The organism is Kaistia granuli DSM 23481 (genome assembly GCF_000380505.1).
Taxonomy (GTDB): Bacteria; Pseudomonadota; Alphaproteobacteria; order Rhizobiales; family Kaistiaceae; genus Kaistia; species Kaistia granuli.
The window spans coordinates 374,633-387,121 of record NZ_AQYH01000006.1 but is presented as its reverse complement, the minus strand read 5'-3'; the positions used below and the strand labels follow the sequence as shown (position 1 = coordinate 387,121).

Below are 12,489 nucleotides of genomic sequence, written 5' to 3'. Positions count from 1 at the left end.
TTCGTTCGTAACATTGGAATGAAATGAACATACATTCGAAAAATACGAATATCGGCATTCGCCATTTCCGCGCCGCCCTGGCGCTGGCGGCGGAGCAGACGTTTGCCCGCGCCGCCGAAGCCTTGGGCGTGGTTCCCTCGGCACTGACCGAGACCATCCGGCAACTGGAGACGGAATGCGGACTGCGTCTCTTCGATCGCCAATCCCGCCCGGTGATGCCGACCGAGGCAGGAATGGAATTCCTGGTGGTGGCGCGGCGGGTCGTTTCGGATTTCGATGCCTCGTTGCACGAGCTCCGGCGCGTCGGTGGCGTCGAGCGCGGCTCGGTCAGGGTCGCGGCGGCGCCGTCCGTCGTCCTCTTTCACCTGGCACCGGCGTTGAAGGCGTTCCGCGCCGCCCATCCGGCCGTCGAAGTCACCGTCCATGACGACATCGCCGCGCGGGTTGGTGGGCTGGTGCTCGAACGGGAGGTCGATTTCGGCATCGCCGAGCGCTGGCACGAGGGCGACCAGCTCGCTTACGAGCCGTTCCATGCCGATCCCTTCGTGTTCGTCTGCCACCGGGACCATCCGTTGGCCGGTCGGCAGGCGATCCAGCTCGCGGATATTCCGGCCGATCAGGTCATCGCCCTCGATCAGGGCACCGGAACGGGCAAGCAGATCGCGGCGGCGCCCGGCATTCCGCCGAGCTTCCTAGCCGGCCGGCTCCGGGCGCATGGCACGATCGCGCAATTGACGATGATCGCGCAGGGCATGGGCGTCGGGCTGATGCCAGAGCTCGCGGCCTCCGTTGTCCAAAGCCCGGACATTCGCTGCATTCCGCTTCGCGATCTCTCACTGCAGCGAACGCTTTGCATCGTGACGAGGGCCCGCACCGGCCTGTCGCCGGCGGCCGAGTCCCTGCTCGCGCATCTGCGGCCGCTCGGGTCGCTGGCGACCTCCTGACAGCCGGACGCCTAGCGTGCCGTGACCTGGATCCTCTGGCCACCGCGTCGCCGTATCGTGGCGCCCCGATCGAAGGCGAAGGGGAGGGCATCCGTCACCGGATCGCGCCCTGCATTGTGTCCCGACCGCCGGGCTCGTTCGCGGGTCATTACGCGCTATTGCCGGGTGGTGGGCGTGGGCAGGGGACGATTCCGGGTTTCCGTCCGTCCACGCTTGAGTTTCAATCCATGAAACACTGTCAAGAATGGCGATTCGTCCGGCATTATTGTTTGAACTCATATGAGTTTGAGTGTAGTGGACGAGAGGTGCCTGACTATTGCACGCATGGAGAAGCGCGATGTCCCACGATCCCGTCTCGGCGCAGCCGAAGGGCAAACTCGTCATTCGCAACATCGGGATGGTGCTCAGCGGCGCCATGGAAAACCCGATCCTCGAGGCGGATACGGTTGTCGTGGTGGATGGCAAGATCGCAGCCATCGGGCGTTTCAAGGACGTCGATACCGACCATCCCGACCAGGTGATCGACGCCAACCAGGCGGTATTGGCACCCGGCCTGATCGACAGCCATGTCCATCCCGTCGCCGGTGACTGGACGCCTCGCCAGAGCCAGCTCGGCTGGATCGACAGCACCATGCATGGCGGCGTCACCACCATGATCTCGGCCGGCGAGGTGCATACGCCGGGCCGCCCGACCGACATCGTCGGCCTGAAGGCTCTGGCGATCGCCGCCCAGCGCACCTTCACCGCTTTCCGTCCGGGCGGCGTCAAGATCCATGCCGGCGCGCCGATCATCGAGCAGGGCATGGTCGAGCAGGACTTCAAGGACCTCGCCGACGCCGGCGTGCGCCTGCTTGGCGAAATCGGCCTCGGCAGCGTCAAGGACGGCGAGACGGCCGGCAAGATGGTGGCCTGGGCGCGGAAATACGGCATCCAGTCGACGATCCACACTGGCGGCCCTTCGGTTCCCGGTTCCGGCCTGATCGGCGCCGACGTGGTTCTGGCGGCCGGCACCGATGTTGTCGGCCATATCAATGGCGGCCACACCGCGCTGCCCGACCGTGAGATCCGTTGCATCTGCGAAGGCTGCAAGGCGGGCCTGGAGATCGTCCATAACGGCAATGAGCGCGCCGCGCTCTTCGCCCTGCGCACGGCGCGCGAGATGGGCGAGATGGAGCGCGTCATCCTCGGCACCGACGGTCCGGCAGGTTCTGGCGTGCAGCCGCTCGGCATCCTGCGCATGGTCTCGCTGCTGTCGTCGCTCGGCGACGTGCCCGCCGAGATCGCCATCTGCTTCGCCACCGGCAACACGGCCCGCATGCGCAGCCTCGACAGCGGTTTGATCGAGGTCGGCCGTCCCGCCGATTTCGTCTTCCTCGCCAAGGCGATGCATTCCGCCGGTCGCGACATGCTCGACAGCATCCAGCTTGGCGATCTGCCGGGCGTCGGCATGATCGTCATCGACGGCATCGTCCGCTCGGGCCGCAGCCGCAACACGCCGCCGGCCGAGCGCCTGCCCTTCGTCTGCAACTAGTCACCGCGTCCAATCTCTTTCAGGAGCTTGATATGACCGACGTCGTCGTCCGGAAGTTCGTCATCCGCATCGAGGAAATCTTTCACGAAGGCGGCCCCGTTGTCGCCAATCCCCCCCGCCGGGGCACGATCATGGCGGTCGTCAAGAACCCCTATGCCGGTCGCTATGTCGAAGACATTACCGGCATGATGGAAGACATGAAGCCGCTCGGCCTGCAGATGTCGACGCGCCTGCTCGAAGCGCTCGGCGGCGACGCGTCGGCGATCGAGGGCTACGGCAAGGGCGCGATCGTCGGCGAGGGCGGCGAGCTCGAGCATGGTGCGCTCTGGCACGTCCCCGGCGGCTACGCGATGCGCGAGCTGCTCGGCGAGGCCAAGGCCATTGTTCCGTCGACCAAGAAGGTCGGCGGCGTCGGCGCCACCATTGATATCCCGATCACCCATGTGAACGCTTCGTATGTGCGCAGCCATTTCGACGCGATCGAGGTCAACATCCCCGACGCGCCGCGCGCTGACGAGATGGTCGTCATCCTGTCGATGACCACCGGCTCGCGCGTCCATGCCCGCGTCGGCGGCCTGGCGGTTGCCGACATCAAGGGCGAGGACGGCCTTCGATGAGCCGCGTGATCCGCAAGATCGTCACCACGCTCGAAGAGACGTTGATCGAGGGTGATACGGTCCTGCCGGCGCCGGTGCGCAAGGTGTCGGCCGCCGCGGTGGTCTCGAATAGCGGCTCCGGCCGCTATGTCGAGGATCTGGCCGAGCTGATCGACCTCGGCGAGCAGCTGGGCGATTTGCTGCCGCGCCACGCCGTGGCGCTGCTCGGCATCCCGGGCGACCAGGTCGAGAGCTTCGGCAAGGCGGTCATCGTCGGCGCCGAGGGCGAGTTCGAGCACGCGGCGGCGATCATGCATCCGAAGCTCGGCGCACCGTTCCGCGCCGTGCTTGGCAAGGGCGATGCGCTGATCCCGTCGGCGAAGAAGCGCGCCAAGATCGGCGCCGTCATTGACGTGCCGCTCGGCCACAAGGACCATGCGCGCGTGCGCAGCCATTTCGATGCCATGGAAATCCGCATTCCGGATGCTCCCAAGGCGCATGAGATGGTCGTGGCGATCGCCATCACCGATTCCGGCCGGCCGCTCGCCCGCGTCGGCGGCATGCGCAAGGAAGATATCGGCAAGGCCTAGACCGTCTGAGCCTCGTCGAGAAAGAAAAGGGCCGCTGCTCGCGCAGCGGCCCTTTTTGTTTGCGGCTATGGGAGCCCTCAGGCCCTGGCGGCGATCTCGGCGCGGATCTCGTCGCCATGCTCGCCAAGACGGGGCGCGCGCTTGTCGAGCGACAATTCCGCGCCCGACAGGGTGATCGGCGTGCGGACGCCCGGCACGCCGTCGAGATCGAGCCGCATGGCGCGCGCGACGACCTGCGGGTCGGCGAAGACGTCTTCCAGCGTGTTGATCGGTCCGGCCGGCACATGCGCCACTTCGAGCTTGGCCAGCAGCGCATCGCGCTGCCAGTTGGCCAGTTCGCCGGCGATCAATTCCGTCAGCGCGACGCGGTTGGCGACGCGGCTGGAATTGGTCAGGAAACGGGCGTCGGCGGCGAGTTCCGGCTTGCCGATGACCGTGGCGAAACGGGAAAACTGGCCGTCATTGCCCACCGCGAGGATCAGGTGGCCGTCGGAGACCGCGAAGGTCTGGTAGGGCGCGATGTTCGGATGCGCGTTGCCGAGCCGGCGCGGCGGCGTGCCGGTGGCGAGGAAGTTCATCGCCTGGTTTGCAAGTACGCCGACCGAGGTGTCTAGCAGCGCCATGTCGATGTGCTGGCCGACGCCGGTGCGCGCACGCTGGGCGAGGGCGGCCTGGATGGCGATGACGCTGTAGAGGCCGGTGAAGATGTCGGAGAAGGCGACGCCGATCTTCTGCGGTTCGCCGGCGGGATCGCCGGTCAAATCCATGATCCCGGCCATGCCCTGGATGAGAAAGTCGTAGCCGGCGCGCTCGCGATAGGGCCCGGTCTGACCGAAGCCAGTGATCGAGCAATAGACGAGGCGCGGGTTGATCGCCTTCAGGCTCTCATAGTCGAGGCCGTATTTGGCGAGGCCGCCGACCTTGAAGTTCTCGATCACCACGTCCGCGTCGCGGATCAGCGCGCGCACGAGCTCGACACCCTCCGGCGTGCGGAAATCGGCGACGATCGAGCGCTTTCCCCGGTTGCAGGCGTGGAAATAGGCGGCGGATTTCTCGCCGCCATCCTCGATGAAGGGAGGTCCCCAGGTGCGGGTGTCGTCGCCCTCGGGGCTTTCGACCTTGATGACGTCGGCGCCGAGATCGGCCAGCGTCTGACCGGCCCAGGGGCCGGCCAGAATGCGCGCCAGCTCGATGACCTTCAGTTCCTCGAGCGGCTGCATCAGAAGAACGCCTGGAGGCCGGTCTGGGCGCGGCCGAGGATCAGCGCGTGCACGTCGTGCGTGCCCTCATAGGTGTTGACCGTCTCGAGGTTCTGCGCGTGGCGCATGACGTGGTACTCGATCTGGATGCCGTTGCCGCCATGCATGTCGCGGGCCTGGCGGGCGATATCGAGCGCCTTGCCGCAATTGTTGCGCTTGACCAGCGAGACCATTTCCGGCGCCGCCTGGCCCTCGTCGAACAGGCGGCCGACGCGCAGCGACGCCTGCAGGCCGAGCGCGATCTCGGTCTGCATGTCGGCGAGCTTCTTCTGGTAGAGCTGCATGCCGGCGAGCGGCTTGCCGAACTGCTTGCGGTCGAGGCCATACTGGCGAGCGCGGAACCAGCAATCCTCGGCGGCTCCCAGCACGCCCCAGGAAATGCCGTAGCGGGCGCGGTTCAGGCAGCCGAACGGACCCTTGAGGCCCGACACGTTCGGAAGCAGGGCGTCCTCGGGGACCTCGACGTCGTCCATCACGATCTCGCCGGTGATCGAGGCGCGCAGCGACAGCTTGCCGCCGATCTTGGGGGCGGAGAGACCCTTCATGCCCTTTTCCAGCACGAAGCCGCGGATGGCGCCGTCATGCGCCTCGGACTTGGCCCAGACGATGAACACGTCGGCGATCGGCGAGTTGGAGATCCAGGTCTTGGCGCCATTCAGGACGTAGCCGCCCTCGGTCTTCTTGGCATTGGTCAGCATGCCGCCGGGATCGGAGCCGGCGTCGGGCTCGGTCAGGCCGAAGCAGCCGATCCATTCACCGGTGGCAAGCTTCGGCAGATACTTCTGGCGCTGTGCCTCGCTGCCATAGGCGTAGATCGGATACATCACCAGCGACGACTGCACGCTCATCATCGACCGGTAGCCCGAATCGATCCGCTCGACCTCGCGCGCCACCAGGCCGTAGGCGACATAGGAGGCGCCGACGCCGCCATATTCGGCCGGCACGGTGACACCGAGCAGGCCGGTCTCGCCCATTTCGCGAAAAATCTCGGGATCGGTCAGCTCGTCCAGATAGGCCTTTTCCACGCGGGGAAGCAGGCGGTCGGCGGCGAAGGCCTTGGCCGTGTCGCGGATCATGCGCTCTTCATCGGTGAGCTGCGTTTCGAAGTGGAACGGATCCTCCCAGACGAAGCGCGAGAGCGCCGGCTGATCCTTCGGCTTCAGGGTCGGGTTCTGAGCGGACATCGATCTCACCTTGCAGTTCTGATGGGGCAGGGCGCCGGCGGGCGCCCTCGTGGCGGAAGCCTGCGCAATTTCGTCTGAAACTAGCAAATCGAGCCGGGTCGGGATAACAAGGGTTTCAGCGAAGTTGATGAGTATTAGTTATAGACTGGCGGGGCGGCGGGCCGATGCGCGAAGGCTACATACCCACGATCACCGAGCTCCAGGCCTTCTCGGCCTGCGCCCGCCTTGGCGCGACGACGCGCGCTGCCCAGGCCCTCAATCTGACCCAGAGCGCCGTCAGCCGTTCGGTCGGCACGCTGGAGGAGCGGCTCGGCGTCCGGCTGTTCCATCGCGTCAAGCAGCGCCTGATTCTCTCGGACGCCGGACGCGCCCTCCATCGCGACGCCGATCGCCTGCTCGACGATCTCAGGCAGGCGGCGATGACGGTGATGGCGTTCGGCGGCCACGCCGATGTGCTGCGGCTGGCGGTGCTGCCGACCTTCGGCAGCTCCTGGCTGGTGCCGCGCCTGGCGCAGTACCGCGCCATCGCGCCGAACCTCACCTTCGACATCTCGGCGCGGCTCGACGTCGTCGATTTCGAGACCGAGGGCTTCGACGCCGCAATCCAGCGCGGTGACCATCGGCCGGGCGGCGCCTATGCCGACGTGCTGATGGCGGAGGAACTCGTGGTCCTGGCGGCGCCATCGCTGCTCGGCGGGCGACGCGTGCTGCCGGACGAGGAACTGGCCCGCTTGCCGCTGCTGCAGCAATCGACCCGGCCGACGCTCTGGCTCGACTGGTTCCGCGATGCCGGGCTCGACAGCCGCACCATCCTGCGCGGCGCGCGCTTCCAGCATTTCGACATGGTGGTCAACGCGGCGATCGCCGGGCTCGGCGTCGCGCTGGTGCCGGAGGTGGTGGCTCGAACGGCGCTGGCGTCGGGCGACCTCTGCCCGGCCTCCGAACGCCGGCTCGTCGGCGACCAGCCCTATACGCTGATCTATCCGGCGCGCAGCCGCCAGATGGACGGCTTCCTGCGCTTTCGGGCCTGGCTGCTCGAGCAGGTCAAGGCTCGGCCAGAGGAGGGTGGGGCGTCGGCAGGCTGATCCGGTCGATCGGGTCGCGCGCCGGAGCCGGCTGTCTATTCGTCGCCGATCCGGCGCAGCAGTTCGAGCAGCATCGCCTGCTCGGCCGCAGAGAGCGGCGCGAGCAGCAAGTCGCCCACTTCCTTGCTTTTCGCCAGGCGATCGAGCGTGTAGTCGACGCCCTTGTTGGTCAGAGTGATGATCACCATCCGCTGGTCGGTGCTGGAGGCGCCGCGCGTCACCAGGCCGAGCTTGCGCAGTTTTCGCACGACGAGGCTGATGGTGGACGGGTCCATCGCGGTCAGCCGGCCGAGATGGTTCTGCGAGACATCGCCGTGGCGAAGTATCGTCGCCAACGCAGCGAACTGCGTCGGCGTCAGATCCTCGCCGGTCATTACATGCTGGAAGCAAGTCGTCGCGCGCTGATGGACCTTCCGGATGATGTGGGCTGGATGCAGGTCGAGGTCATATCCGACCGCGGCGAGCCTCGCGTCGATCTGCGCCCGCGTGTATCGGGCGCTTTCGACTTGGGCGTCGTCTGTCCGGATATTTCCGCTGCTATCATCAGTCAAAGGATTGGTGTCCCATTCATCCGGCTTGCCGCAAAGACAAGCCTCAAACTTGTTGCAGCGCAAGGCCGTTCGTAAGCGAAGCCACAACATCCGCTGCGTTGGTGACGACGCCGAAATGCGTGGCGATGTCGTACAGCGAGCTTTCCTGTTCGCGGGCGCCGGTGGCAGCGCAGCAATCCTGCGGGACGACGACGTCATAGCCAATGAAGAAGGCGTCGTGCACGGTCGAGCGGACACAGATGTTGGTCACCACGCCGAATACGACGAGCTGCGTGATCTGCATGTCCTTCAGCGTCAGGTCGAGATCGGTCTGGAAGAATGCCGAATAGCGCCGCTTGATGATGTGGATCTCGTCGTCGCGCGCGCCGAGATCCTCGATGATCTCGGTGCCCCAGGTGCCCTCGACGCAATGCGGCGTTCGCTTCACCCATTCGCGGTCGCGGCGCATGTTGGCGCGGTGCACGTCATGCACCCAGAGGACTGGCGCTCCGACGGCGCGGGCGGCATCGATGACGGCCAGCTGCTGTGGCACCAGCGTCTCATAGCCCGGCAGGACCATGGCGCCGCCCGGCTTGCAGAAATCGTTGATCATGTCGACGACGATCACCGCCGTGCGGGTCTTGTCGAGCGACATGGTTTCGCCATGACGGTGCGACGAGAAAACGTCTGAACTCATATGATCCTCCATGCCGGCCGCGACACGCGATCACGAATGTCTGGCCTTCAATGTGCCCTACTGCATTTGGCTAATAGGTATATTGTCTATCCAAGTCAATCACGGCCAGTTGCACAAAAATCGTTCACCATTCTGCCGGAAATCCTGGCCTTCCGGGCCTGTTCCGAAACCCGGACCGGCGCGTGACCGCGCATTGACAATGGTCGAGATTCGATCGAATTATCGTATGACCATCAATGAATGAACTGGCCTTGGCATGGGGCATCCTCACTCCGGATCTTGTCGCGTCGCGCGCTGTCCGGGAAGAATGCCTCAACCATCCGGGGCCGACGCAGACTATCATCCAGGCGCAGTCGTCGCGCCCGAAGGAGCTTTTTATGCGGATCGTCATCACCGGCTCCAGCGGTCTGCTCGGTCGCCACGTCGCATCTGCCGCGGTCGCCGCGGGCCATGACGTGCTCGGCATCGACACGGCGCCGCCGCCGGAGGGCGGCTGGCAGCATGTCAGCGCCGATCTGACCGATCTCGGCGTGGCGCTGCAGCTGGTGCGAGACGCCGACGCGGTCTTTCACATCGCCGCCATTCCGCGCCCGACCGGCCGTGCCGCGGCGGAGGTCTTCCGGACCAACATGGCGCTCGCCTACAACGTCATCGAGGCGGCGGCGCTGTCCGGCGCGCGCCGCTTCGTCTACGCCTCGTCCTTCAGCATCTTCGGCTATCCGTTCTTCACCAAGCGGCCGGAGCAGCAGTATCTGCCGATCGACGACAATCATCCGGCCGGGCCGCAGGATGCCTATGGCGTCTCGAAATGGCTCGGCGAAGAGATGGTCGACGCGGCGGTGCGCCGTGGCGCCTTCACCGCCGTCAGCCTGCGCATGCCCTGGGTCCAGACGCCGGAAAGCTTCGCTCGCGATATCCTCCCGCGCCGTGCTTCCGGCGAGGCCTGGAAGGATCTCTGGGCCTATGTCGACGCGCGCGACGCGGCGGCGGCCTTCCTGCTGGCGCTAGAAGCGCCGGTCGAGGGACACGCCCGCGTCATGATCAGCGCCGCCGACAGCTATGCCGACGAGCCGTCGGCGGAGCTCGCGGCGCGCCATTTCCCGAAGGCGCGGCAGGGCGCGCTGTCCGGCTTCGCCAGCACCTTTGATCTCGACAATGCCCGGCGGACGCTGGGCTACGAGCCCCGCCATTCCTGGCGCGAATACCCTGCAAACTGATTGGAGACCGTCGATGACGAGGTTCGTGGACAAGATCGTTGTGGTGACGGGCGGTGCCGGTGCGATCGGCCAGGCGTCGGTGCGCCGCTTTCTCGATGAGGGCGCGAAAGGCGTCGCCATCCTCGACCAGAACGTCGACCAGGCGGCCGCGCTGGCGACGGAACTGGGCGAACGCGCCTTCGCGGTCGCTGCCGACGTGACCGATCCGGCGGCGGTCGACAAGGCGCTCGCCGCCGTCGTCGAGCGTTTCGGCCGGATCGACGTCCTGTTCAACAATGCCGGCATCTCCGGCACGCCGGCGCCGATCTACGATCTGCCGCTGGAAGAATGGGACCGCGTCATCCGCATCAACCTGCGCGGCATCTTCATCGTCCAGCAGGCCGTGGTCCGCATCATGATCGCGCAGAAGCAGGGCGGCGCCATCGTCAATATGGGCTCGTCCATGGCCGGCTGGGACGTCCTGTCGGGCGGCTCGCCCTACACCTCCAGCAAGCACGCGGTGGTCGGCCTGACCAAGGTCGCGGCGCTCGACTGCGCCGGCTACGGCATTCGTATCAATGCGATCTGCCCCGGCGTCATCCAGACGCGGCTCGGCGTGCCCGCCGCCGACGAGACGGGCTTCGAGGAAAGCACCAAGCGCTTCTCCGATCGCATTCCGCTGCGCCGCATCGGCCAGCCGGAGGATGTCGCGGCGACGGTCGCGTTCCTCGCCAGCGACGATGCCAGGCACATCACCGGCTCGGAGCTTCTGATCGATGGCGGCCAGACGCTGATGAGCTGGGCCAACGCGCCCGATGCCGACGCCTATCCGCGCTACATCTGAGGCGTGGAGTAAACGCCAGGCAAGAAAAAGGGGCAGTCATCGACTGCCCCTTTTTGATTCAGCCCGATGGCAGGAGTGGCTGATCAGCCCTTCTTGGCGATCGCGATGCACTCCACCTCGTAACGCAAAGCCGCGCCGAGGCAGTTGGTGATCGTCGTGCGGGCCGGGAAGGGCTCGCTGAAATACTCGCGATAGAGCCTGTTGAAGAGTGGGATGTCGGCTGGATCCTGCACGTAGTTGCGGGTCTGCAGCACATGCTTGAAGTCGCTGCCGGCCGTCTCCAGCACCTTGCGCATGTTTTCCATGGAGCGGCGCATCTCGCCCTCGAAATCCTCCGAGATGATCTGGCCGGTGGCGTCGACCGACGCCTGGCCCGACACGAAGATCAGGTCGCCGAACTTGGTCGACGGGCTGAACGGCAGGTGCGAGCGGGGGGTGTCCGGTTCGCTCGGATATTCGATCATCTTGGGTCTCCTTGGGTGGGTGTATTTCAACCTCTCCCAGAGGGGAGAGGGCGGGGCGCTTGCCGGGCGTGGTCGCTACGAGCTGATCGGGAAGACGGGCGCGCGCAGCCGGCGATAGGGCAGCGAGGTGATGACGCTCGTGCACGGTCCGGGGGTCGCCACCGTGTAGCTCTTCACGGTGATCGGGTCGTAGGCGCGGCGGTGGGCGACGGCCGCCTTGACGCCGATCGCCTTCAGCTCTTCCGGCACGATGCCCTGCGAGCGCAGCTGGCCAAGGTCGAAGGGCGGCGTCTTGCGACTGTTGACGAGAATTTTTACCCCCTCGGCTTCCAGGACGACCGAGGCACCCATGCTGATATGGACCCCCTGCATGGCGGCGAGATGGCTGTTGCGATCCTCGAGCTCGAACTCGCCGTCGCTGCGGCTGACGAAGGTCGCCTCGATCTCGACCGGGCCGGCGCCGAGCCGGCTGCCCTTGCCGCCGAGCGAGACCTTGCGCGTCTCGCCGGGCCTGGCGTCGGCAAAGAGGTGCACCGCCTCAGCATCAGCGATGGCGACGGCGGCATTGCGGATGCCATGGCGCAGGAAGCCGCGCAGCACGGCCGTGTCGTCGCCCGGCGCGCCGCCGCCGATATTGTCGGCCGGCTCAACGACGATGTAAGGGCCGCCCTCGGCGGTCTGGATCTCAGCGAGTGCCGCGTCGAGGTCCCATTCCTTCGGCTGGCCGAGTTCGCGCAGTTCCCAGGCGAGCGCCTCCAGCCGGTCGAGCGCGGCTTTCGCCCGCTCGGCGCTGCCGGTGGTGATCAGCGAGAAGGCGACGCCAGCGTCCGGCACATCGGAGAAGGAGTAGCCGCCGATGATGTTGACGGTCCAGATTTCGGCGTCCTCGGCCTCGATCTCACGGGCGAGCGCCTCGAGGTCGCGCATCGGTCGGTCGGCCGTGCCGGTGCCGGGTGGCGCCCAGAGAATGGCCGCGTTGCGGGTATGCATGACCGGCGAGGCCTTTTCGCGCAGCGCCCGTGCGAGGTGCTGAGCGGAAAGGACGGCGGAATCGCGCGCGTCGGTATGCGGGTTCTCGCGATAGGCGACGAGGCCGTTGGCGTTCTTCGCCATGGCGGCGGTGAAGGTCGCGTGCAGGTCGAACACGCCGTAGAGCGGCAGCGCCTCGGCGCCGGGAACCGCGCGGATGCGGGCGAGCAACTCGCCCTCGGGATCGACGGATCCGGTCGTCACCATGGCGCCGTGCAGCGCCAGCCAGATACCGTCCAGTCCTCCGTCCGCCAGCGCCTGCCGAAGCCCGGCTTCCAGTTCCTGCCAGAACTGCTCGAACACGGCATGGTCGGTCGTGCCGGAGGGCAGGGCGGAATACTCGACGACGGGAACGACGTCCCAGCCTTCGGCCTCCGCCACTTCGAGGAAGCCGTCGACCGTCGAGCCGTCGCCGGTCCGGGCGGTCAGTTCCACTCCACGCAGGATCTCGTAGTCGGCGAGGGTGGTGATCTCATCCACGAAGGTGTGGGTCTCGTGATAAAGCCCGGCCAGCAGGATGCGGGGACGCTTGTTCATAAG

Annotated in this window: 13 protein-coding genes; 7 read left to right on the top strand and 6 right to left on the bottom strand. The window is 66.4% G+C overall.

Annotation, left to right across the window (positions count from 1 at the left end):
* Positions 1-23: 23 nt before the first annotated feature.
* The 4 genes from G342_RS0109430 (at position 24) to G342_RS0109415 (ending at position 3,661) form a co-directional block, all read left to right on the top strand.
* A complete protein-coding gene (locus G342_RS0109430) occupies positions 24-944 on the top strand; it encodes a LysR family transcriptional regulator (RefSeq protein WP_018182887.1) in 921 nt (306 codons plus the stop codon).
* 337 nt (positions 945-1,281) lie between these two features.
* On the top strand, positions 1,282-2,475 hold the full coding sequence (locus tag G342_RS0109425) for an amidohydrolase family protein (protein WP_018182886.1): 1,194 nt from the start codon (positions 1,282-1,284) through the stop codon (positions 2,473-2,475).
* A 32-nt stretch (positions 2,476-2,507) separates the two neighbouring features.
* The gene (locus tag G342_RS0109420) at positions 2,508-3,092 is read left to right on the top strand and encodes an amino acid synthesis family protein (RefSeq protein WP_018182885.1); all 585 of its coding nucleotides are present in this window, start codon (positions 2,508-2,510) and stop codon (positions 3,090-3,092) included.
* Positions 3,089-3,661, top strand: coding sequence for an amino acid synthesis family protein (locus G342_RS0109415; RefSeq protein ID WP_018182884.1), 573 nt, complete (start codon positions 3,089-3,091; stop codon positions 3,659-3,661). Before G342_RS0109420 ends, G342_RS0109415 begins: the two co-directional genes overlap by 4 nt.
* A 77-nt stretch (positions 3,662-3,738) precedes the next feature.
* Here G342_RS0109415 and G342_RS0109410 read toward each other — a convergent pair whose 3' ends face one another.
* Together G342_RS0109410 and G342_RS0109405 are read right to left on the bottom strand one after the other, a co-directional pair.
* The gene (locus G342_RS0109410; protein ID WP_018182883.1) at positions 3,739-4,881 is read right to left on the bottom strand and encodes a CaiB/BaiF CoA transferase family protein; all 1,143 of its coding nucleotides are present in this window, start codon (positions 4,879-4,881) and stop codon (positions 3,739-3,741) included.
* Entirely contained in the window at positions 4,881-6,104 is a 1,224-nt protein-coding gene (locus tag G342_RS0109405; protein ID WP_018182882.1) for an acyl-CoA dehydrogenase, read from the bottom strand. The genes G342_RS0109410 and G342_RS0109405 overlap by 1 nt, the downstream gene beginning before the upstream one ends.
* A gap of 164 nt (positions 6,105-6,268) precedes the next feature.
* On the opposite strand from G342_RS0109405, the gene G342_RS0109400 reads away from it, so the two are divergent.
* On the top strand, positions 6,269-7,189 hold the full coding sequence (locus G342_RS0109400) for a LysR substrate-binding domain-containing protein (protein ID WP_018182881.1): 921 nt from the start codon (positions 6,269-6,271) through the stop codon (positions 7,187-7,189).
* A 35-nt stretch (positions 7,190-7,224) separates the two neighbouring features.
* Here G342_RS0109400 and G342_RS0109395 read toward each other — a convergent pair whose 3' ends face one another.
* Positions 7,225-7,740, bottom strand: coding sequence for a MarR family winged helix-turn-helix transcriptional regulator (locus tag G342_RS0109395; protein WP_018182880.1), 516 nt, complete (start codon positions 7,738-7,740; stop codon positions 7,225-7,227).
* A gap of 43 nt (positions 7,741-7,783) precedes the next feature.
* Positions 7,784-8,416 carry a cysteine hydrolase family protein gene (locus tag G342_RS0109390; RefSeq protein WP_018182879.1) on the bottom strand — a complete coding sequence of 211 codons (633 nt, stop codon included), beginning with the start codon at positions 8,414-8,416 and terminating at the stop codon, positions 7,784-7,786.
* Between the two features lie 377 nt (positions 8,417-8,793).
* On the opposite strand from G342_RS0109390, the gene G342_RS0109385 reads away from it, so the two are divergent.
* A complete protein-coding gene (locus G342_RS0109385; protein WP_026304285.1) occupies positions 8,794-9,633 on the top strand; it encodes an NAD-dependent epimerase/dehydratase family protein in 840 nt (279 codons plus the stop codon).
* A gap of 13 nt (positions 9,634-9,646) precedes the next feature.
* Entirely contained in the window at positions 9,647-10,456 is an 810-nt protein-coding gene (locus G342_RS0109380) for an SDR family NAD(P)-dependent oxidoreductase (RefSeq protein ID WP_018182877.1), read from the top strand.
* 83 nt (positions 10,457-10,539) lie between these two features.
* On the opposite strand, the gene G342_RS0109375 is transcribed toward G342_RS0109380, so the two are convergent.
* Together G342_RS0109375 and G342_RS0109370 are read right to left on the bottom strand one after the other, a co-directional pair.
* Positions 10,540-10,920 carry a RidA family protein gene (locus G342_RS0109375; protein WP_018182876.1) on the bottom strand — a complete coding sequence of 127 codons (381 nt, stop codon included), beginning with the start codon at positions 10,918-10,920 and terminating at the stop codon, positions 10,540-10,542.
* Positions 10,921-10,995: 75 nt separating this feature from the next.
* Positions 10,996-12,486 (bottom strand): M81 family metallopeptidase, encoded by a 1,491-nt coding sequence (locus G342_RS0109370; RefSeq protein ID WP_018182875.1) that lies wholly within the window; start codon positions 12,484-12,486, stop codon positions 10,996-10,998.
* Between the last annotated feature and the right edge of the window lie 3 nt (positions 12,487-12,489).

Bases quoted from the DNA above. Each gene is read 5' to 3' on its own strand.
- G342_RS0109370 (WP_018182875.1), bottom strand. From the start codon at position 12,486: ATGAACAAGCGTCCCCGCATCCTGCTGGCCGGGCTTTATCACGAGACC.
- G342_RS0109380 (WP_018182877.1), top strand. From the start codon at position 9,647: ATGACGAGGTTCGTGGACAAGATCGTTGTGGTGACGGGCGGTGCCGGT.
- G342_RS0109385 (WP_026304285.1), top strand. From the start codon at position 8,794: ATGCGGATCGTCATCACCGGCTCCAGCGGTCTGCTCGGTCGCCACGTC.
- G342_RS0109430 (WP_018182887.1), top strand. From the start codon at position 24: ATGAACATACATTCGAAAAATACGAATATCGGCATTCGCCATTTCCGC.
- G342_RS0109415 (WP_018182884.1), top strand. From the start codon at position 3,089: ATGAGCCGCGTGATCCGCAAGATCGTCACCACGCTCGAAGAGACGTTG.
- G342_RS0109420 (WP_018182885.1), top strand. From the start codon at position 2,508: ATGACCGACGTCGTCGTCCGGAAGTTCGTCATCCGCATCGAGGAAATC.
- G342_RS0109425 (WP_018182886.1), top strand. From the start codon at position 1,282: ATGTCCCACGATCCCGTCTCGGCGCAGCCGAAGGGCAAACTCGTCATT.
- G342_RS0109375 (WP_018182876.1), bottom strand. From the start codon at position 10,920: ATGATCGAATATCCGAGCGAACCGGACACCCCCCGCTCGCACCTGCCG.
- G342_RS0109400 (WP_018182881.1), top strand. From the start codon at position 6,269: ATGCGCGAAGGCTACATACCCACGATCACCGAGCTCCAGGCCTTCTCG.
- G342_RS0109405 (WP_018182882.1), bottom strand. From the start codon at position 6,104: ATGTCCGCTCAGAACCCGACCCTGAAGCCGAAGGATCAGCCGGCGCTC.
- G342_RS0109410 (WP_018182883.1), bottom strand. From the start codon at position 4,881: ATGCAGCCGCTCGAGGAACTGAAGGTCATCGAGCTGGCGCGCATTCTG.
- G342_RS0109390 (WP_018182879.1), bottom strand. From the start codon at position 8,416: ATGAGTTCAGACGTTTTCTCGTCGCACCGTCATGGCGAAACCATGTCG.